The following is a 21,302-nucleotide window of genomic DNA, read 5'->3' on the forward strand; positions in this document are numbered from 1 at the left end:
TACGGAGGAGTCTTGATGTTGTATTGGTAAATCTTAAAGGATTCATGGTTACGGCGCGGAAGTCTCCACGCTTATTCCCACTCAATCGTAGCTGGTGGTTTGGAAGTAATATCGTACACGATACGATTCACGTTATCCACTTCGTTTACGATACGAACGGAAATTTTCTCCAGCACATCCCAAGGAATACGTGCCCAGTCAGCAGTCATACCGTCGATGGAGGTTACTGCACGAATACCTACAGTGTAAGAATACGTACGAGCATCGCCCATAACGCCAACACTCTTCATATTCGGCAAAGCGGTGAAGTATTGCCAGATTTCCCGGTCCAGACCGGCTTTAGCAATCTCCTCGCGCAAAATGTAATCCGATTCACGAACAATGGTTAGCTTGTCCTCTGTCACTTCACCCAGCACACGAATGGCAAGACCCGGACCTGGGAATGGTTGACGCCATACAATCTCAGCTGGCAGTCCGCATTCTTCGCCGACTTTACGCACTTCGTCCTTGAACAGGGCATTCAACGGCTCGATTAGCTTGAACTTCATGTTCTCCGGCAAACCACCCACATTATGATGGGATTTAATGGTCTGTGCCGTTGCAGTTCCGCTCTCTACAATATCCGTATACAGCGTACCTTGTGCCAGGAAAGTAAAATCGTCGAATTGAGAAGATTCTTCCTCGAACACATAGATAAACTCGTTACCGATGATTTTACGTTTTTGTTCCGGATCATCGACTCCTGCCAGCTTGGACAAGAAGCGCTCACGTGCGTCAATTTTGACAACTTTCATATCAAATTTACCAACGAACGTCTCCATTACACTTTCGGCTTCACCTTTGCGCAGCAATCCATGGTCAATGAACATACACGTCAGTTGGTCACCGATCGCTTTATGAATAAGCATCGCTACAACGGAAGAATCCACGCCACCGCTTAAGGCACACAATACTTTCTTGTCGCCAACCTGTTGACGAATCTCACGAATCTGATCTTCAATGAACGACTCCATCGTCCAGTTGCCTTCACAACCGCACACTTCATATAGGAAGTTGCTGATCATCTCGTTACCTTGAACGGAATGACGTACCTCTGGATGGAATTGCACCGCATACAGATTCCGCTCCAGGTTACTCATCGCGGCAATCGGCGCACTCTCTGTTCCTGCATCCAGTGTAAAGCCGGTTGGCAGATCTGTTACGTGATCCCCATGGCTCATCCATACGGTTTGACGAGAATCCAGTCCTTTAGCCAAGCGGGCATCCTGATTGAATTGCACGTCTGCTTTGCCATACTCACGCTTGCCCGCACGTTCTACCTTACCATCCAGTTGGTGAGCCATCAGCTGCATGCCATAACAAATACCAAAGATAGGAATGCCCAGGTCATAAATTGCCCGATCCACCTGAGGAGCATTGTCTGTATATACGCTGGAAGGTCCGCCTGAGAAAACAATCCCTTTTGGCGCCAGCTCTCTCAGCTTCTCCGCAGGCGTATTGTATGGAAGGAGCTCGCTATATACGCCGAGATCCCGAATTCTTCTTGCGATTAACTGGTTGTATTGTCCTCCAAAATCAAGAACTACAACGATTTCATTAGGCTTATTCATTACCGTGCCTCCCTCAATTGTTCGTTTCATTATACGCAACGATAAAACAAGACGTCAAGAAATCAACCGGAGTTGAGTGGGCATGAAAAGATTGTTAAAATGAATTGATTCTAAAATACTCAATCTGTTCGTAGGAGTGTAAACGATGGATGTGCTGAAGTGGATCGCGCAATTGTTCGAAGAATACGGCTACGGCGTCCTTTTTTTCGGCTTGCTGCTTGAGTTTATTGCTTTACCATTTCCCGGGGAAACCACCATGGCTTATGCGGGATATCTCTCCTATGCCGGTACCCTGGATTTCGGTAAACTGATGCTGCTAGCTTTTTTGGGCACGACCATCGGTATGACTATTACCTACTTTATCGGAAAGTGGGCTGGACTCCCCTTTATTCAGAAATATGGTAAATGGGTTTTGTTATCGCCGGACAAGCTTCAGAAAACACAAAAATGGTTTCAACGATATGGATACTGGCTTATTTTCCTTGGATATTTCATCCCCGGTGTCAGGCATTTTACCGGTTATTTTGCCGGAATTATTGTTCTTTCTTTCCGTAAATTTGTCTTATATGCTTACAGCGGCGCTTTATTCTGGGTCATCCTCTTTCTAAGCATCGGCAAGCTGTTTGGTCCCCAATGGGATGCCATTTTCCATTTGGTAGAGCTGTATGCACTGCGAATTGCGGGAGTCGTTGGGTTCATAATCCTGCTGTATATTATTTACCGGTGGAGAAGCTTCCTATTTAGCTCGCTACGCAAATCCGAAAAGTCGGTGAAAACCAGCAACAAGGATGACACGAAGTAATCACACTCATGCTGCCTTGCGGCTACGAGTCCTTGCATAATAGATCAAAATCACGATAGATATCACAATAAACCCCGCACCTCCAGCCAAACCCAACGTACGCGGCTCCATCATTTCAATCGCCACCCCTGCACCAAGCATAGAACTCCGATGATTCCTTGACTCTACGCCGTCAGCATGCCCAACAATGGACCCTGTAAATACAATGGGGTCTCCCGTATTAATAATGTATCCAGACAAATGGCCCCTACCCCGCAAGCCAACTACCGCTTAATCCATAAGTAAAATCCCCAGCAACAAAAGACATACCAGTCCTCCCTTCACCGGAGCAAATCGCGAATGTCAGACTGCATTCGTTTCTATAATCGCAAGGCATAAATTCATATATTCAGAGCATACTAAGCCAACAAACTCCAATATCGGAGGATTTTACGTATGCCAAATCAGAATAAAAGTTGTCCACTTACTCATGTGTCCTCTAACTTGAAGGATAATGTGAATCATATCGAAAGCTCCTTTGGAAACAGCGGAGATGTAATCATTAAAGAGCTATTATGGATGCAAAAATGGCCAGCAGCTCTATTTTATATTGATGGTCTGGTCAATACTCAATTGCTCCATGATTCCGTTCTCCGTTCATTGATGCGAGTAAATGAACATCATGTACCGGAGGGCGCAGAACCATTCGACTATTTGAAGAATCAAGTTTTGATTGCAGGTAACTCAGGTAGTGTGGACGAAATGGATGCCTTATTCAACCAGATGCTATCTGGCGGTATTATCATTTTGCTGGACGGATACGCAAAGGGCATATGGATTGATGCGGTCGGTTGGGAGGATCGCAGTGTTAGCGAACCCCAATCCCAAAGTGTCGTACGGGGTCCAATGGAGGCTTTTACCGAAAATTTACGTACCAATACCGCTCTAATTCGTAGGCGAATCCGCGATCCGCGCCTGTGGATGGAAACAAGACAGATCGGTCAAGTCACTCATACCAATGTGTCCGTGATGTATATCAAAGGAATTGCTGACGAAGGGGTTATTCAGGAACTGAGAGAACGTTTGGACCGAATTGATATTGACGGAATTTTGGAAGGGGGTTACATCGAAGAGGAAATTCAGGATGAATCCTTCACTCCGTTTCCCACCATTTATAACAGCGAGCGTCCGGATTCGGTCGCTGCCAGCCTGTTGGAGGGGCGGATTGCTATCTTGGTGGACGGTACACCCTTTGTTCTGTTGATTCCTGCGCTATTCGTGCAATTTTTCCAGTCGGCAGAGGATTATTACCAACGTGCTGATATCAGCACGTTGCTGCGTTTGCTGCGTTTCTTTTCCTTTTTTATCGCTTTGCTTGCACCGGCAGTTTATATCGCGGTAACTACCTTTCATCAAGAGATGATTCCTACAAACTTATTGGTCAGTCTCGCTGCACAAAGGGAAGGCGTACCGTTTCCAGCCTTTGTCGAGGCGATGCTCATGGAAATTACTTATGAAATTTTGCGTGAAGCAGGAGTCCGAATTCCGAGGACAGTCGGACAGGCTGTATCTATTGTAGGCACATTGGTCATTGGGCAAGCAGCCGTGGATGCGGGGGTTGTCTCGGCGGCTATGGTCATTATCGTGTCAATCACCGCCATCTCCAGCTATGTTATTCCAGAAAACGGCCTGTCGATAGCGGTTCGTATTATACGCTTCGCCTTAATGATGCTAGCCGCAGCCTTTGGGCTTCTTGGAATATTGATGGGGTTAATCGTAGTTTTGCTGCACTTGACCAGTCTGAGATCGTTTGGAGTATCTTACATGAGTCCGTTTGGCCCCTATGTGGAAAGCGATATGAAAGATACGCTGTTTCGCTTGCCTTGGCCTCATATGACGAAGCGTCCTCAATCCATCTCTATCCAAAATACGATCCGCCAAAAAACGAAAAAAAGACGGATCGGTAATAAATCAAAAGCCAGAAGGGATCAACCATGAAGCAGACCATACATTTGTTCTTCGTCTGGGGACTGATTGCATTACTGTTAGGTGGTTGCTGGGATCGCACGGAATTAAATGAGCTGGGCATAGCTATTGGGATCGGGGTGGACATGGAAGGCGACCAGTATCAGGTAACCGCTCAGGTGGTCATTCCTTCTGCTGTAGCTTCCAAATCTTCACCAAGTGCAGGCCCTCCAGTCGTTACTTATCAGGCCACTGCACCCACGATTCAAGAGGCCATTGAAAAAATGACGAATACAAGTCCGCGCTCCATTTATTTATCTCATATTCGTATGCTGATTTTAGGTGAGGAGTATGCGAGAAAGGGAATTGCTGATGCGATTGAAGCCATGATGCGAGAGCCTTTTACAAGAAGTGACTTTTATATTGCGATAGCCAAGAATAACAAGGCTTCTACGATGTTAAAGATCCCCACTCCAATGGAAAAGTTGCCGGCAAATAAATTATTTGCTTCGTTAGATACCTTAACCAAAACCTGGGCTCCTGCTACCAAAGTAACGATGGATCAACTTCTTAGCGATCTGGTTAATCCCGACATCCAGTCCACTCTGCCCGCATTGGAAGCTGTGGGAGATATAGAGTCGACCAATGAAAAAGGTATGGATGCCACCAAAAGTATATCGCCTGAAACCATATTGCGGTTTTCGGGTAATGGTGTATTCAAAAAAGACCGATTGCTGGGATGGATCAATGAACTTGACAGTAAAGGGCTCAGTTACATCAGGGATAAAGTGGAGTCTACAACGGGGCACACCGATTGTCAGGGTGGGGGTAACATTGCCCTATTAACCTTGAGTAGCGACACTCAAAAAAAAGTAATCATTCGTGATGGAGAACCTGTTATCTCTATATCAGTTACCAACAACAGCACAGTACGAGAAGTCAACTGCCAGCATATGAAGCTAGACAGTATGGACGATATTAAAGAAATTGAAGCCGCAAGCAATGAAAAAATTGTTGAAATTATGAAACATTCCGTAGAGACCGTTCGGCATGAGTTTAAGTCAGACATTTTCGGCTTTGGTCAACTGATTCACCAGTCCAAACCCGAGCTTTGGAAAAGACTAAAAGAAGAAAAAGAAAATCCATTTATGGACTTACAGATTGAATATAAGGCACAGACAAAGATTAAAAAAATTGGTTCCTTGTTTGAATCATTCCAAAAACAAATGAAGGAGTGAGCTGGGTGGAGGAGAAAGGGCGTATCAGCATCAGAAATATAGCCGTACTCGTATTTTTGAGTATTATCGGAGACTGCGTATTGGTGTATCCCTCCCTCATTACAAGCATATCCAAGCAGGATGCCTGGATCAGCTCATTCCTAAGTATCCCAGCAGGATTGGCTGTATTACTGCTACTCCTGCGGGTACATCAGCTATATCCTGATCTCACCTTTATTCAACTCTGCCAGAGAATTTTGGGACCGTGGCTAGGCTCCCTCATCTCGATATGGTATTTGTTCCATTTATTAATGAATTCCGCGATTTATTTAAGAGAGGTCGGGGATTTTATGAACAGCCAGACTTATGTTATGACGCCTCTGCCTGTTATCAATTTACTCTTAATTCTTGCGCTTATGTGGGGGATGTATATGGGATTAGAGCCTATTGCTCGTACGGCTCAAATCTTATTACCATTATGCTTGGCTTTCACTTTGTTTTTAATCCTGTGCTTGCTTCCCCAATGTGAAAGTCAGCAGCTTAAGCCTATGCTGGAGCAAGGTATTCCCAAGATTATGGAAGGCAGCCTATTTGCACTGTCCTACCCATTCGGAGAATTAGCTTTTTTACTCATGATTTTTCCCTATGTGAACAAAAAACCGGGTCTAAAAAAATCGGTTTTGCTAGCCGGACTTACTGCCAGCGTTCTGTTAAGCGTACTACTCTTGGTTTCTCTCATGGTTCTGGGCCCTTTTGTAACCGAACATAGTGTGTATACCTCTTATACGCTATCTAAAAAAATCAACATAGGAAATTTCTTACAGAGAGTTGAATCCATGATGAGCATAGCCTGGATTATCACTACCTTTGTTAAAACCATTTTACACTTCTATGCCTTTACCTTAGGAATGACTCAGCTACTGCGATTAGACAATGTACGGACCTTTCTTGGCCCTAGCTTTATGATCCTGTTTGGTCTGATTATCGTGTCGGCACCCAACATTACTTATTATCTGGATACGATCGTCCACGCTTGGATTTATTGGGATTTGACGGATTCCGTTGTCCTGCCTTTACTGCTGCTTGTCGTATACAAGTTGAGATCGAAAGGCAATCATAGCCTGGGATCTGGTTGAGCCTCACCCTCAAAGGAAGGAGCATCGACATGCTGATTACCACTATCATTATCTGTATCGGCTTAGCCATCGCTGCCAAAGATTTGCCAGGCTTGTACCGAAAGCATCGCTTTAAGGATATGTTCGTGTACATCGTTATGCTCGGATTAGGCACATGGCTTAGTATTCTTGCTGCCAAATTAGAGGTTACGCCAAGTCCGCTGATTCTGATAGAGATCATCTATAACCCTGTTAACGCTTTTATTTCACATGTATTTGGCTTTTAGAAGGGAGGCAGCCACAAATGTCAAAAAAAGAACGTATCAGTGTTCGGCAAGTGACTGTCCTTATGTTTATGTGTTTAATCGGGGATATGCTCTTAATTTATCCGACTATGATTACGCATATTGCTCATCAGGATGCCTGGATCAGCTCTATACTGTCCATACCGTTAGGTTTAATTATTATTTACGTGCTCCTTCGTGTCCATGAACTCTACCCGGGCCTTACACTTATTGAAGCGATCCGTAAAATTTTCGGGCCTGTATTCGGAACCATTGTCTCCTGCTGGTATTTGTTTTATTTTTTAATGAACACCGCTCTTATTGCTAGAGAGGTAGGCGATTACCTGACTACCCAGTTATTTGTACAAACCCCTCTGCATGTCCTGCTCGTTATGGGAATTTCCCTAATGGTGCTTACTGCGCTAATGGGAATTGAAGTTTTCGGTCGTGTTAGCGAGATGCTATTACCAGCATATATATTAATCTTCTCCGGTCTGATCCTTGCACTCCTGCCACAAATTCAGCTTTCTAATGTACGGCCTGTTTTGGAAAACGGGTTAGCTCCTGTTGCTAAAGGAATGGTTCCAGGCGTGGCTATGCCTTTTGCCGAAATGTCTATTATGCTCATGGTTTTTCCTTATGTAAACAAAAAAGCCCATTTTAAAAAGGACATGTTGCTCGCCTCTCTTATAGGCGGATTCCTGATTAGCGTGTTTCTGCTTCTCTCTCTCCTTGTCGTTGGTCCCTTTGTGACCAATTATAGTCCATACATTTCTTCTGCTCTCACAACAAAGATTAACGAGCTCAATTATATTACACGAGTCGAATCGTTAGTAACTTTAACCTGGGCACTTGCTGCCTATTTCAAAGGTGTCCTTTTCTTTTACGCGTTTACTTTCGGAACAACCCAGCTATTCCGAATTTCTAATATCCGCCCCTTTGTCATCCCCGCAGGAGCGCTTGTGTTTGGTATGACCATTTTGATAACCCCAAATGTGTTTTATTATGTAAGAACTCTTGTTTATCCCATGTCTACCTGGCATTATACAAACGGCTTGATCATTCCGCTTGTTTTATGGGGTGTTTATTTCTGCAAGCAAAAGTGGAAGCATCGACAGGGCGTATCCAAAAATTAACAAAAACCTTTTGAAACCGATGCTTAAAGAAGCATAATCCGATTCCAAAAGGTTTTTTTGTTCTTCACTTACGCCATATCCTGAATGTATGCCAGCGCAGCATCAATGTGCCCTTTTACTCTTAAACCACGCCATTCGTGAACTAAGATACCATTTTCATCAATAAGGAACGTAGACCGAACAATGCCCATGTACTGCTTGCCATACATCTGTTTTTGCTGCCATACACCATACGTCTCAGCGACCTGATGCTCTTCATCAGATAACAACTGAAAAGGGAGTCCGTACTTGGCAATAAACTTGTCATGCTGCTTGAGTGGATCAGGGCTTATCCCCAGAATCACCGTGTTCAAACCTTCAAACTCCGTATGTTTATCCCGAAAATCACAAGCCTGTGTCGAGCAGCTAGAGGTCAAGTCCTTGGGATAGAAATATATCAACACCCTACTGCCTCGATAATCTGACAGCTTAACATGCTTTCCCTCACTGCCAGGCAATTCAAAATCCGGTGCCGCTTGTCCAATAACGGTAAATGCCGCGGACATCTCATCATCTCCTATCTTGTGGGGGTTCTTATATAACCTGACCTATGAGCCTGCCCCTCTGTAGCGGCGAATTCCCCAGTTCCATGCCAGTAAGCCCAAGGTCAGAAAGACAATTCCCATCACAGGAGTTAAGAGCGCCATATGGCGCATGTCCTCTCGGTGAAGGAACAGGGAGGCTGGATATACGCCAACAAAAGCAAACGGTAGTATCCAAGTTAGCACAACCTGAATGGCTCGGTTATAGATCGTTACTGGATAACGTCCGTAGCCCTGAATATTGTACATGAGCGGAATAATTCCTGTCGGCGCATCCGAAAAAAACGAAAGGGAAGTCAATATGGTGTATATCCCCGTATAGATCGCCACGGCACTTAGGCTCAAAATGATCAGCGCCGGTATGAACCACCACTCCATAGCCAAGTCCATCTGTGCCCCGCTGATCCCCATAATAATCAGACCGATCACTGAGCCGACCAGTGCGGGCGGGTCCACATTTTCAAGGAAAATCTGGAACAGATTATACGCAGGACGGGTCATTACCCGGTCGAGTTCACCTTTTACAATATAACGCTCGCTAAAGTTCCAAAGGTTGACGAAACAGCTGAATAGTCCGTAAGGAACCATAAAAAATCCATAAACGAACACGACTTCATTTTCACTCCAGCCACCCAAACTGTCTGTGTGCATAAAAATAACCAGGATAAAAATAAGATTCGTGGCCTGAAACAACAGATCTGAAATAACTTCTACCCAAAAGTCGGCCCGATAGGTGAGCCGTGACTTCATGTAATTTTTTAAATATTCGCTAATGAGGCCCAAATAGTACATCATCGGCTTACCCTCCCTGCACGAACAGACGTCTGCGCGCCAGTCGCCAAATGATGATCATCGGCACGAGCAGAACGACCAGCCAAATGATTTGGATACCCAGTACATTCCAAATGCCAACGCCTTTTACACGTCCCGTAAATACAGAGCCCGGCAAATAGGTAATTGCCTGAAACGGCATCCATTGGGCGATTGTCGCCAGCCAGCCTGGGAACAAACTAATTGGCAAAATCAATCCAGAAAACAGATCTACAACTACGCGCTTCATACGCATCATGCCCTCATTATTTTCGATAAAAAAGGCCGTTAATCCAGTAATAATATTGATCTGAGTGTTGATCATAAAGCTGAAAAACAGCATGACCAGAAAACCAACCCAGGCTACCGGATCCGTGGGAAGTTTCACCGGAAATAGCAGCAACGCAATCGCCATACCTGGAATCATAAACAACAGAAAACGGAACATTCCCTCGCCGAGTCCTTGCATAAATTTAACAAGTACATAGTTATAAGGTCGGATCATCTGAATTGCAATGCTTCCATCACGAATATCCGTCGATATCTCACGATCCAGATTGTTAAAATAAAAGGCTCTCGCCATCCACGATACGGCTACATACGTCGTCATCTGAGCAGCGGTAAAGCCTCCAATGCTACCCGCATCGCCATATATCGCTTTGTATGTGAAATAATACACGCCAATATTCATGCAATAAATAAGGATTCCTGAATAATAGTTCACACGATAAGCCAGCATCGTGAGAAATCGAATACGAATAAAATCGGTGTATACGCTAAGCATGAACTTTGGCCTCCACTACCGGATTGCCCTGGCGTTCCGCCGAGCCAGACTGATAGATACTGCGGACGATATCATCCGTGTTGGTTTCAATGATTTTGATATCCGTAATGTCCGTGCGACCGACTACGCAAGCGAGCACATCCGATACATTAATATGAAGAGGAATCCATACCTTGGCAGCCAAATCATTATCCACCGTCCAAGCCAATGGCATATCAGCAGTCCATGCCTGTAATTGCTCCAATTGGGTCGATGTGCCGAACTGGAACCGTACTTCTCGACCTGTACCCCAACGCGCCTTCAGATCCTCAAGACCACCATCATAAATGATATTCCCATCATCCAGCATAATGACGCGCGAGCACAGCGCTTCAATATCCTGCAAATCATGGGTCGTCAGCAAAATAGTCGTACCGTGATCCCGGTTCATGTCCTTCAGAAACTCGCGGATTTCGGACTTCACCATAATGTCAAGCCCAATGGTCGGCTCGTCCAGAAAAACAATAGACGGATTGTGCAGCAAGGCTGCTACCAACTCACAGCGCATCCGTTGCCCGAGACTAAGCTTGCGTACCGGGCGGCTTAGCAGATCCTGCAATTGCAGTCTCTCCACCAGCTCATCCAGCCTGCGTTTGAAGTCAGTAGCCGGAACCTGATATACTTTCCGCAGTAGTTGAAAAGACTCGATCACACCGATGTCCCACCAAAGCTGGCTGCGCTGACCGAAAACAACACCAATGTTGCCTACAAATTTCTCACGTTCCTCATAGGGGACATAACCGCCCACCTTGAGATGTCCCGATGTCGGCACGAGAATGCCTGTCAGCATCTTAATCGTGGTGGACTTTCCGGCGCCATTCTCACCGATATAACCGCATATTTCTCCTTGCGGAATACGGAAAGATATATCTTTGACCGCGGCTACCTCGTTGTATTCGCGGGCAAATAAATCAAGGAAGGCGCCTTTTAAGCCCTCGCGATTTTTTTGAACCTTAAATGTTTTGCGCAGATCCTGCACATCTATTGCCAGCATGTTATACCTCTCAATCAGGATTTGTAAAATCCATAGTTAAATTGATTGTGCTCCAAAAAGAAATTATAATGTAATGAACTGAAAAGCGAAAGGGAGAGCATCCATGACAAGCAGAACCAAAAGGACGATATGGTCGGTTCTAGCCGTGGTAATCGTCGCGATTGTCGGCTTTGCCGTGTACTATTTTACATCTATTTATAATCAGCTGGATAATCTGCATAAAGAGGGTGCTAACTCCCCCTTCAAAAATGTAAAGCAGGTCGATCAGGTTCGTACGCCAGAACCGCCCAAGTGGGAAGGTACCGATATGGTCAATATTTTGCTAATGGGTGTCGATGGGCGCGGTATCCAGAAAGGGGAAGTCCCCCGATCAGACAGCATGATGGTCGTGTCACTGGACCCCGTCAAGAAAAAAATCCACCTGTTCTCTATTTTGCGTGATACGTACGTGGATATTCCCGGTTACGGAAAAAATCGAATTAATACCGCCATTACTCACGGACCCAACACAGCCATGAAGACGGCTGGCGATCTGTTAGGCATTCCGGTGCAATATTATGTGTACACGGATTTCCAGGGTTTTATCAAACTGGTGGATGCCGTAGGCGGGATTGATTTTGAAGTGGAAAAGGATATGCATTATACAAGTAATGCAGATAAACATCAGTACGACATTGATTTGAAAAAGGGTATGCAGCATCTGGATGGCAACACGGCGCTTCAATATGTGCGGTTCCGCCACGATGCGATGTCCGACTTCTCCCGATCAGGACGGCAACGCGCATTTTTGGAGGCCGTAGCCCAGAAAATGCAGACCACGACTTCCATCGCCAACCTGCCGAACATTTTAGAGCAGGTTAACCCGTTCATTGACACGAATCTCAGTGTTAACGATATGTGGAAGCTGGCGAATGTGGGGTACCAAAGCAACTTTGCAGGCAGTGAACAGGTTCCACCGATGAAGATGCTCGGAGAAGAGAATGTGGGCGGCGCGGCAGTTCTTACTGTCCGCGATCCGGAAGAACTGAAAACGTATGTGCAGGATATTTTTAATAATCCACCCACACAAACACAGGAACAAAATAAGGATCAGACCGAAACAAAACAGCCAGACAGTGCATCGTCTACCAAGACGGATAAAGCTTCTTTTACAGGGGGCAGTAAAGCCAGTGATGAGAATGCTTCCAAACAATCAACAACAAAGACAGGTCAAAAAGAGCTATAATGATGTATGCAGGGGCAGCCGTGAACGCTGCCCTTTGGCGTGTGTATACCCTATTTTAATGAACGGAAAGGAAGTTTTTGATGATGAAACGGGAAAACTCCGAAGCACTATATAAAGAAGCCCTGGAGCATATTGTCGGGGGCGTTAACAGCCCTTCACGTTCCTTTAAAGCTGTGGGCGGCGGTGCTCCAGTATTCATGAAACGCGCCCAAGGCGCTCATTTCTGGGACGAGGATGATAATCGGTATATCGATTATTTGGCGGCCTACGGCCCTATTATTACCGGACATGCTCACCCCCATATTACCAAGGCGATCAGCGAAGCGGCCGCGAACGGCGTATTATACGGAACCTCAACGGTATTGGAAATCAAACTGGCCAAGATGCTGAAGGAAGCCATTCCTTCTATGGACAAGGTCCGGTTTGTGAATTCCGGCACAGAAGCAGTCATGACGACGATTCGTGTGGCACGGGCTTATACTGGGCGGAACAAGATCATCAAATTTGCCGGCTGCTACCATGGTCACTCGGATCTGGTACTTGTAGCTGCTGGCTCTGGACCTTCTACACTGGGCATACCTGACAGTGCAGGCATTACAACCAACATTGCGAGCGAGGTCATTACTGTGCCATTCAATGACCTCGACGCGTTGCGCCAAGCTTTGGAGCGCTGGAGCGACGATGTGGCGGCAGTCATGGTCGAGCCTATTGTCGGTAATTTCGGCATGGTTATGCCGCAGCCCGGTTATTTGGAAGGGTTGTGCTCCATGGCGCGTGCGAACGGCTCACTCGTCATTTATGACGAGGTCATTACCGCATTCCGATTCCACTTCGGCTCTACCCAAACGTATGCAGGTTTGGACAACCATGATGCGATTCAGCCAGATTTGACCGCGCTGGGCAAAATCATGGGTGGTGGTCTGCCAATTGGTGCCTACGGTGGCAGCAAACAGATCATGGAGCAGGTTGCCCCACTCGGCCCGGCTTATCAGGCGGGTACGATGGCAGGCAACCCGGCGTCCATCTCGTCAGGCATCGCCTGCCTTGAAGTCCTTCAAGGAGAAGGCGTGTATGAAGAGATGGAACGTCTGGCTGTGAGGCTGACGGACGGTATTCAGTCCTCTGCCGAACGCTATGGCGTGCCATTGACGATCAACCGTATTCGTGGAGCGTTCTCGACGCATTTCTGTGATCATCCGATCACGAATTACGCACAGGCGCAGGATACGGATAGCGAAGCATTCGCATCCTTCTTCCGTCACATGCTGGATCGAGGTATTCATCTGGCACCATCCAAGTACGAAGCCTGGTTCCTCACAACAGCGCATACGGACGAAGATGTAGATGCTACGCTGGAAGCGGCGGACGATTCGTTCCGGGCGATGTCACAAGGGAAGTAAACCCAGCAGTAAGTGATAGAATATGAATTTTGATAAGAGCTGGAAGTAGTCTTAGGGAAGGGTATTCGACCTCTGGGACTTCGTTCCGGCTTTTTTTATTTTACAACTGTACCCGTACAGTTTCAGATTTTATGGATTGTATCATGTTATGCCATCCGGGTATATTGAGAGAACCACAGGTTAAGGTCATGACTACGGAGGTTTATTATGCACAGTCGTTCCAGAAATGGAGCCGCCTATCTGGCAGCTCTCAGCTATGCAGCTATACTTGGATTTTCATTTTTATTTGTAAAATTGACGGTCACAGAGGCGAGCCCGCTGGATGTGATCGCCCACCGCTTTGCGCTGTCTTTTATCGCTTTGACCGTTCCAGTGCTGCTTGGTTGGATTAAGCTCAACATCAAATTGCGTGACATTCTGCGCATTTTACCACTGGCGCTGCTCTCGCCATTAGTGTATTTTCCACTGCAAGCCTTCGGGCTGATGAGCACTTCTTCATCGGAAGGTGGAATTATTCAAGCAACCGTTCCCATCTTTACGTTGCTGTTAGCTTCTTATTTTATTAAAGAGCGTACAACAGTAGTCCAAAAGATTTCCTTACTGCTCTCTGTCTTTGGTGTGGTTTTTATATTTGTAATGAAAAGCGGAGCACCGCTAGCGTCCAATAGCTATGGCGGTATTCTTCTGCTCGTGCTCTCTGCGATATGCCTATCCGGTTATAATGTACTGGCACGGCCCTTAACACAAAAGTACAGCCCCATGGAATTGACCTACGTTACCTCTATTTTGGGATGTATCGTTTTTAACGTGGTGGCACTGGGATATCATGCCATAGACGGCTCCATGAGCGCCTATACCGCTCCACTGGTGAAGCCTGGTTATTGGATGGCACTGATTTATCTGGGCATTCTGTCTACCCTCGTCACCTCACTGTTATCAAGCTTTGCCTTGAAGTGGATCGAAGCCTCCAAAATGAGTGTGATCGGTAATTTATCCACCCTCATTTCCATGATTGCCGGTGCTTACATTTTGAAGGAGCAGCTCGCCTACTATCACATTGTCGGGGCTGTGATGATCATTATCGGCGTGCTGGGTACCAATTTCGGGGGGCGAAAAAACTTCACGCCGATCAAAACAACTTCGGCAAAATCACAAAAAACGGGCTAAAAATAAACACTACATTGCCTGCAAAAAAAAGAAATCTCCCAGCTGCGCAATTCCAGCCGGGAGATTTCTTTTTTCACTTCTTAGTCTTCGTCGGATTAAATAGGGTACGCCATGACACTCATTAACGCCAATTCCGGCTGTGTCGTGTCCAATCTGCTATATTGTACGATGATGGGCACATCGCTAGTGACCGTAATTGCGTAAGGAATGCCTGTGGGAATCCGTTCGCCGGATTTCTCCAACGAGGCTGTTCGGATATGACGGGTTCGTCTTCCTTCCACCACCTCGATCAATCCCTCCAATGGCTCGCGGTCTTCAAAATAGATGTCTATACTTAGATTTGCCACACGGCTCCCACAATTCAGCACGCATATACTCTCATGACTGAGCAGCTCTCCCCGGCTTTCCGGTGGAATATACCCATCGGGGATGACCCAGAATAGGCCGCCTCGCGGCTGATTAGCCACCTTTTCCTGAGAAAGTTCAGCATTTCCCATACTATTGGCCTCCTTCCTTTACCCATAATACTTTTTGGCGCATATGCCCCTTCTTCTAGCCGTACGGATTCTCCTTGGTACGCAACAGTTGAGCCAGAAAAGCAAGCGCCAATCCCTGACCCCAGCCCTGAATGCGTTTGTAGGGGACGTTTCGATAGCCGTCAATATCGTTCATCACAGCGGTTCCAGCGGATACACCCGTTACTGTGCCGTCGTCCTTAATGCGGGAAAGAATACCGTCGATCGCCTTTTGTGTGTATTTGTTAAACAACCGCCCTTGCATAAGCAAGGCAGTCGCGATTCCTGCCGAGCCCGAGGTTTCCAGATAAGAGGTATCATCATTCAGCACCGTATGCCACAGCCCTTCCAGGGATTGCAGTCGCACCAGCGCATTGAGCTGGTCACGCAGCGAGCCATCGATGATCATATAAGATGGATGCTGCACCTCCACAAATTTCAGCGCTTTTGCCATCGTGAGAGCTGCCCATGAATTGCCGCGCGCCCAATATATTCCTGACATCCGGCTTTGATTCGCATGATCCCATCCGTGATAATACAGATTCGTATCCGGGTCCTGCAAAAATTCTTCATGCCCGTGATATTGACGAACCCCATCCTCCCAATACTCTTTGTTGCCCAACAGATGACCGATACGCAGCAAATAATAACCGGCCATAAACATCGTATCCACCCATGCTTGCTGCGGAAATACATCATGAAGTGAGTTCACCGTATGCTGGAAAATGCCGTCGGCAAACCGTTCCGCTTTTTTGGCCAAAAATTCTGCCATCTCGATGGCAATATCAAGGTATTTTTGCTCACCTGTGGCCTGGTAAAGCGTCAACAAACAGTGCCCGACAGAAACGCCGTTCACCGAGAGAGATGGAAGCCCATCCTCAATACTTTCGTCAACCCATTCTTTCAGCTTGATCAAATACTTTTCGTTCCCTGTCGCTTCATACGCTTCGCATACTCCGTAAAAGGCTACTCCACCCGGCCAATCCCAGCTGTAGTGCATTTGAAATGTGCGTTCAACTACCCGGTCGATCACCTGCTTAACTTGTTCTTCATCAAATATCAATGCAGGCATTTCCACGTCCCCCCCTTTGGTAAGTTTCACGTGAGTTACCTCCTTGACGTCCGTATATGAATAGGTCGTCCTTCAACGTAAATACATGCGTAACGGTTGCAAATCCAGTGCCCTCACAGCATCCACCACCATGTCTGCAATACGAACCGCACCATTCTCATGAAAATGTGTGTTATCCTCTAAGCCGCCGGAAAAGTTCATGTATTCACCAGGCAGCAGCCACATAAAAAGCTCTTTACTCTCTTCGGGACCCAGCTGCTCATATAACTCCTGCGTGCGGGCAGACAAATCAATCAGCGGTACATTCGCTTCTTCCGCCAGCTCACGAACCGCTGTTACATAGTCACCATGTGTGTCAGATAGCGTACCATCCTCATTAAAATAGCGACGATGTACGGGCGTGACCAGTACCGGGGTTGCCCCATGGCTTCTTGCGCCGTCGATGTAGAGGCGAAGATGCTCCTTGTAGGTTGTAAAAGGCTCTGTAGCCCGCTCCGGGTCAGGCTTCTGATCATTATGGCCGAACTGGATGAACAGGAAGTCTCCTGCCTTTATTTCGCCCAAAATGGCACCCAGCCGTCCTTCGTCCACAAAGCTTTTGGAGCTTCTTCCCGATACGGCATGATTATCCACGCAGACATCATGCTTGAACAGGGCGGGCAAAGCCTGGCCCCAGCCAGTATACGGATAACCGGATGCGTCCTGATCCGTAACCGTGGAATCTCCGGCTAGGAATAGCCGGAGGGTCTGTGGCGCTGGCGCAATCTCCAGCGCATTGAGCCGTGGCGCGGTGCCTGATACGGTGAGGCGCAGCTTGCCACCCCGGACTGGCACCGCAAACAGGGCTTCGGTGAACTGGCCCGGCAGCGTGTGTACCGGGGGAAGCATGTGCTTGCCTTCACCAGCCTTGAGTCGCGTGAACGTTTCCGCCTGCGAATCGCCGACCAGTATAGTGACGAGATACATTCCGTCCGGCACATCTGCAACAAATGCAGCATTCAGTGGAATACAAAAGCTGTTTCGCAGCCGCGTGAGTGCATCCTTGGCTGCACTCTGCCTTTTTCGACCGTACACATGCTCTGTAGTCTCGAAGCCATAGCCCTGTTCAGTTGTATATGAGCAATCCGGAGACACTCCCTTGTAGCCATCTGCAGGTTCCCCCGGACCAAAATCAAACTTCCACAATTTACTCACCTCTCAGCCATCGCCCTCAAATCCCGACCATTCAATTGTATAAACCCGGATGCCATCCATTTCCACTCGTAAGCTTCATATCCTCACGCTATGGATTTTGGATCTTATCCCTTCAAACCACTTGTACTCATTCCTTCTACAATTTGCTTCTGGAATGCGAAGAATACAGCGATAACTGGAAGCAGGCTTAGGATAGACATGGCGAACATTCCTCCCCAGTTGGAAGCCGACTCGCTATCGAGGAACATCTTGAGTGCAATAGATACGGTATATTTCTCCGGCGAATTCAGATACAGTACCGGACCAAGCAAATCCTCCCACTTCCAGTAGAAGGAGAAGATTGCCGCTGTAGCCAACGACGATTTGAGTAAGGGTAAAATAATTCTGAAATACAGCCGGAACTTGCCGCATCCGTCAATCGTCGCCGCTTCATCCAACTCTGCTGGAATCGTTCGTATAAACTGCACCATCAGAAAGATGAAGAACGGCATCCCGAAAAAGGAGGGTACCACCAACGGTAAGATCGTATTGATCCAACCGAGCTTGGTGAAAATAATATATTGCGGTACCAGTACCACATCCCCTGGTAGCATAAGCGTCACCATCATCAAAGCAAACCACAAGTTACGTCCTTTGAATTTCAAGCGCGCAAAGCCAAATGCGATCAATGAGGAGGAAAGCACGGCTCCAATCGTTGAAATCACCACGATCGTGAGCGAGTTCAGAATGTACGTGCCAAAGTTGTAGCCAGTCGTTCCTTTCCAGCCTGTTACATAGTTTTGCCAGATCCATTCTGTAGGGAAAAGCGAGGATGCCGTGACGAATATCGTCCGACTTTCTTTAAACGAGCTGAACAGCATCCAAAAAACGGGATACAGCATCAGGAGCGCCAGTGCAGCAACCAGTATGTGATAAATTGGCCATTTGACCGTTTTCCATGCCATCGTTATCAGCGCCCCTTTTCCGTTTCATAAAATACCCAGTATCTGGAGGTTATAAATAATATCGCTGTCAGTATCCCAATCATAATGAGCATGACCCAAGCCATGGCTGCCGCATATCCCATGTTGCTGAACATAAACGCCTGTCGGAACAGATACAGTGAATGCAGCATCGTTCCATCCATCGGGCCTCCTTCGCCCTTAGAAATAACATAAGCCGGGACGAAGGTCATAAAGGCGCTGATCGTCTGCATAATCAGATTAAATAGAATAATGGGGCTAAGCAACGGTAGCGTAATACTGAAAAATTTTCGTACTGGCTTAGCGCCATCTACACTGGACGCCTCGTACAATTCAACAGGAATGTTCTTCAAACCTGCCAGAAAAATCAGCATGGAGGAGCCAAATTGCCATACGGACAAGGTGATTAGCATCGTAAGCGAAGCATCCGGGTCACCAAACCACTTCACTGGAGTCGCCCCTAAGGTCGAAAGCAGGCTGTTCACTATGCCGTTATTACTGAAAATGTTCCGCCACATAATGGATACCGCAACACTGCCCCCGATAATCGACGGCAGATAGTACATTGTCCGATAGGTGCCGACCATACGCGATTTGGTATTCAAAATCATAGCCACAAACAGCGCGAAAATCAGTCGCAACGGTACACCGACCAATACATACGTAAACGTGACCCTGATCGAATTCCAGTATTTCGGGTCGCCTGTGAACATTTTTTCGAAGTTACCCAGACCAATCCATTTGGGCGGGGTGAACAGGTTGTAGGTGGTAAAGGACAGATACAGCGAAATAAACATTGGAATTAACGTAAACGCCAGAAAGCCCACAATAAACGGGCTGATAAACGCATATCCGGTCATATTGGCTTTCAAGCTCTGATGATTTCGCAAGCTCATCAAGCCTCCCTTCTGTTGCATTTTAAAGAATTAGCAAAACTTTATAATATTAATAATTCGTTGTTATGTGAATAATATTGTGATGTCTGCAAAGGGTGCTTATGCAGTTGGTTCGTCCAATCAACCGTGCGCAATCATGCTTTGGACTACGCACGGTTAACTTAACGAAACGTTCCTTCGATCTTATGCTAAACAGTATCAGATATCCTAAAGGTCACATTGCGCTCATTATTGCTTGTTATTCGCAAGGATAGTATTCGCATCAGCCCGGAATTTGGCCGCTGCGTCTTCAGGCGTCATCTGTCCGAAATTGACCTGTTCAATATAATCGGTCAGAGTCGCAATCACTTCCGGCGATCCGACTGGCGGCGGCGGGCTCATTGGAGAAGCCTTCGGCTCCATGGAAGCTACAAATTCAAACACCTGCTTCGTAGGCTCGCTCAACTCTGGCGCAACAGCCTCCTTGATTTTGGAGGAAATCGGCACGCCACGTTCGCCTTTAATCAATTTATTCGCTTCTACATCATTCATCCAGAAATCAATAAACTTTGCGGCCTCATCCTTCACCTGTGAACGGGAAGCAACCGTCCAGTACATCGTAGGCTGCATGTATACGCCTTTTTCCATATTCGGCCCAAACATTGGTGCCAGTGCCATGGGGCGGTTAACAACCTGCTGTAAACCTACATACTGATTGGACCACTGCCAAATACCGATGCCTGTTCCTTTTACGATATCGGATTCCTCAAGAATCCCCTTGGTCTGGTTCATAATTTCAGGAGGCGGGGTCGCTCCCTTCTTAATCAGATCAGCCAATCCGCTGAAGAAGTCAACAAACAGCTTATCATCGTCATACCCCAATCCTGTCCCTTCCGCATTGTAGAGAGTCTTTCCTTGCGTACGCAAATAATAGTGGAAGAAAATATCGGCAGCCATTGAGCTGTCAAAGTATACTTTATTGGAAGCTGCCTTTAAAGCCATTTCTTTGTATTGATCCCATGTCCAGTTGTCAGGAATTTTGTCTATGCCCGCTTTTTTGAGCAGCGCCGGATCATACTGGAAACCCAGAACATTGACACCTGTTGGAATACCATATTGCTTTCCTGCTATTACGCCGGTACTGAGTACATTTTCGTTCACGTCAGCGACCTGAATTTTTTGATTTAAGTAAGGCGCGAGATCCTCCAGTTGACCATTTTTTGCATATTGGCTAATGTACGAAATGTCCATTTGCACGATATCCGGTAACTGATTAGCCGCAGCCTGTGGGGCGAGCTTTTTCCAATAGTCATCAAAAGAGGCATATTCCACATCGATCGTTACATTAGGATTTTTCTGCTTATACAAATCAACGACCTTCTGCGTGTATTCATGACGCGTATCCGATCCCCACCAAGCGATACGTAACTTTACTTTCCCGTCTGCACTTGTGCCCGAATTGCCGCCGCCGTCCGCTCCGCTACATGCTGTCGTCAAAACGAGCAGCATAGCTATAATCAGAAACCATCCCTTTTTGCCCACCTATCTCTCCCCTTTTCGCTGTTCTAGAAAGGAG

21 protein-coding genes are annotated in these 21,302 nt (G+C 46.7%); 9 read left to right on the forward strand and 12 right to left on the reverse strand.

From position 1 onward, the window contains the following. Positions 1-71: 71 nt before the first annotated feature. On the reverse strand, positions 72-1,610 hold the full coding sequence (guaA, locus tag ACEN8J_RS18375) for a glutamine-hydrolyzing GMP synthase (protein ID WP_013308777.1): 1,539 nt from the start codon (positions 1,608-1,610) through the stop codon (positions 72-74). A 145-nt stretch (positions 1,611-1,755) separates the two neighbouring features. On the opposite strand from guaA, the gene ACEN8J_RS18380 reads away from it, so the two are divergent. Then, entirely contained in the window at positions 1,756-2,412 is a 657-nt protein-coding gene (locus tag ACEN8J_RS18380; protein ID WP_029515749.1) for a DedA family protein, read from the forward strand. Between the two features lie 6 nt (positions 2,413-2,418). Here the strand turns inward: ACEN8J_RS18380 and ACEN8J_RS18385 are convergent, their stop codons facing one another. Then, entirely contained in the window at positions 2,419-2,652 is a 234-nt protein-coding gene (locus ACEN8J_RS18385; protein WP_495593833.1) for a hypothetical protein, read from the reverse strand. Between the two features lie 195 nt (positions 2,653-2,847). On the opposite strand from ACEN8J_RS18385, the gene ACEN8J_RS18390 reads away from it, so the two are divergent. Genes ACEN8J_RS18390 through ACEN8J_RS18410 form a run of 5 tightly spaced genes read left to right on the forward strand, consistent with a single transcriptional unit; the run spans position 2,848 to position 8,108 of the window. Beyond that, entirely contained in the window at positions 2,848-4,389 is a 1,542-nt protein-coding gene (locus ACEN8J_RS18390) for a spore germination protein (protein WP_495593834.1), read from the forward strand. Then, positions 4,386-5,594: a Ger(x)C family spore germination protein gene (locus ACEN8J_RS18395; protein ID WP_069011289.1), complete on the forward strand. Its 1,209-nt coding sequence runs from the start codon at positions 4,386-4,388 to the stop codon at positions 5,592-5,594. The genes ACEN8J_RS18390 and ACEN8J_RS18395 overlap by 4 nt, the downstream gene beginning before the upstream one ends. Before the next feature lie 5 nt (positions 5,595-5,599). Continuing rightward, positions 5,600-6,709 carry a GerAB/ArcD/ProY family transporter gene (locus ACEN8J_RS18400; protein ID WP_029515753.1) on the forward strand — a complete coding sequence of 370 codons (1,110 nt, stop codon included), beginning with the start codon at positions 5,600-5,602 and terminating at the stop codon, positions 6,707-6,709. 29 nt (positions 6,710-6,738) lie between these two features. Continuing rightward, positions 6,739-6,975, forward strand: a complete 237-nt coding sequence (locus tag ACEN8J_RS18405) for a hypothetical protein (protein ID WP_029515754.1) — start codon at positions 6,739-6,741, stop codon at positions 6,973-6,975. A gap of 17 nt (positions 6,976-6,992) precedes the next feature. Beyond that, positions 6,993-8,108: a GerAB/ArcD/ProY family transporter gene (locus ACEN8J_RS18410; RefSeq protein ID WP_495593835.1), complete on the forward strand. Its 1,116-nt coding sequence runs from the start codon at positions 6,993-6,995 to the stop codon at positions 8,106-8,108. Positions 8,109-8,176: 68 nt separating this feature from the next. Here the strand turns inward: ACEN8J_RS18410 and bcp are convergent, their stop codons facing one another. From bcp to ACEN8J_RS18430, 4 genes are read right to left on the reverse strand one after another with little or no spacing between them, the layout of a single operon-like run. Continuing rightward, entirely contained in the window at positions 8,177-8,653 is a 477-nt protein-coding gene (gene bcp / locus ACEN8J_RS18415) for a thioredoxin-dependent thiol peroxidase (protein WP_029515756.1), read from the reverse strand. Between the two features lie 42 nt (positions 8,654-8,695). Next, positions 8,696-9,484, reverse strand: coding sequence for an ABC transporter permease (locus ACEN8J_RS18420; RefSeq protein ID WP_025718032.1), 789 nt, complete (start codon positions 9,482-9,484; stop codon positions 8,696-8,698). Positions 9,485-9,488: 4 nt separating this feature from the next. After that, positions 9,489-10,283 (reverse strand): ABC transporter permease, encoded by a 795-nt coding sequence (locus ACEN8J_RS18425; protein WP_025718034.1) that lies wholly within the window; start codon positions 10,281-10,283, stop codon positions 9,489-9,491. Next, positions 10,276-11,316: an ABC transporter ATP-binding protein gene (locus tag ACEN8J_RS18430; RefSeq protein WP_029515757.1), complete on the reverse strand. Its 1,041-nt coding sequence runs from the start codon at positions 11,314-11,316 to the stop codon at positions 10,276-10,278. The genes ACEN8J_RS18425 and ACEN8J_RS18430 overlap by 8 nt, the downstream gene beginning before the upstream one ends. Positions 11,317-11,419: 103 nt before the next feature. On the opposite strand from ACEN8J_RS18430, the gene ACEN8J_RS18435 reads away from it, so the two are divergent. The 3 genes from ACEN8J_RS18435 (at position 11,420) to ACEN8J_RS18445 (ending at position 15,108) form a co-directional block, all read left to right on the forward strand. Then, positions 11,420-12,541, forward strand: coding sequence for an LCP family protein (locus ACEN8J_RS18435; protein ID WP_340931315.1), 1,122 nt, complete (start codon positions 11,420-11,422; stop codon positions 12,539-12,541). Between the two features lie 83 nt (positions 12,542-12,624). Next, positions 12,625-13,941: a glutamate-1-semialdehyde 2,1-aminomutase gene (locus tag ACEN8J_RS18440; protein WP_274386683.1), complete on the forward strand. Its 1,317-nt coding sequence runs from the start codon at positions 12,625-12,627 to the stop codon at positions 13,939-13,941. Positions 13,942-14,148: 207 nt separating this feature from the next. Beyond that, positions 14,149-15,108 (forward strand): DMT family transporter, encoded by a 960-nt coding sequence (locus ACEN8J_RS18445; protein WP_029515760.1) that lies wholly within the window; start codon positions 14,149-14,151, stop codon positions 15,106-15,108. 95 nt (positions 15,109-15,203) lie between these two features. Here the strand turns inward: ACEN8J_RS18445 and ACEN8J_RS18450 are convergent, their stop codons facing one another. The 6 genes from ACEN8J_RS18450 to ACEN8J_RS18475 form a co-directional block, all read right to left on the reverse strand. Continuing rightward, the gene (locus ACEN8J_RS18450; RefSeq protein WP_250243183.1) at positions 15,204-15,605 is read right to left on the reverse strand and encodes a sensory rhodopsin transducer; all 402 of its coding nucleotides are present in this window, start codon (positions 15,603-15,605) and stop codon (positions 15,204-15,206) included. A gap of 55 nt (positions 15,606-15,660) precedes the next feature. Further along, positions 15,661-16,695 (reverse strand): glycoside hydrolase family 88/105 protein, encoded by a 1,035-nt coding sequence (locus ACEN8J_RS18455; protein WP_495594557.1) that lies wholly within the window; start codon positions 16,693-16,695, stop codon positions 15,661-15,663. Positions 16,696-16,767: 72 nt separating this feature from the next. Beyond that, on the reverse strand, positions 16,768-17,880 hold the full coding sequence (locus tag ACEN8J_RS18460) for a rhamnogalacturonan acetylesterase (protein WP_495594558.1): 1,113 nt from the start codon (positions 17,878-17,880) through the stop codon (positions 16,768-16,770). Positions 17,881-17,993: 113 nt separating this feature from the next. Continuing rightward, a complete protein-coding gene (locus ACEN8J_RS18465) occupies positions 17,994-18,833 on the reverse strand; it encodes a carbohydrate ABC transporter permease (protein WP_023987016.1) in 840 nt (279 codons plus the stop codon). A 5-nt stretch (positions 18,834-18,838) separates the two neighbouring features. Further along, entirely contained in the window at positions 18,839-19,747 is a 909-nt protein-coding gene (locus ACEN8J_RS18470) for a carbohydrate ABC transporter permease (protein WP_023987015.1), read from the reverse strand. 228 nt (positions 19,748-19,975) lie between these two features. Next, positions 19,976-21,268 (reverse strand): ABC transporter substrate-binding protein, encoded by a 1,293-nt coding sequence (locus ACEN8J_RS18475; RefSeq protein WP_029515765.1) that lies wholly within the window; start codon positions 21,266-21,268, stop codon positions 19,976-19,978. Between the last annotated feature and the right edge of the window lie 34 nt (positions 21,269-21,302).

It is taken from the genome of Paenibacillus sp. Paensp38 (assembly GCF_059491915.1).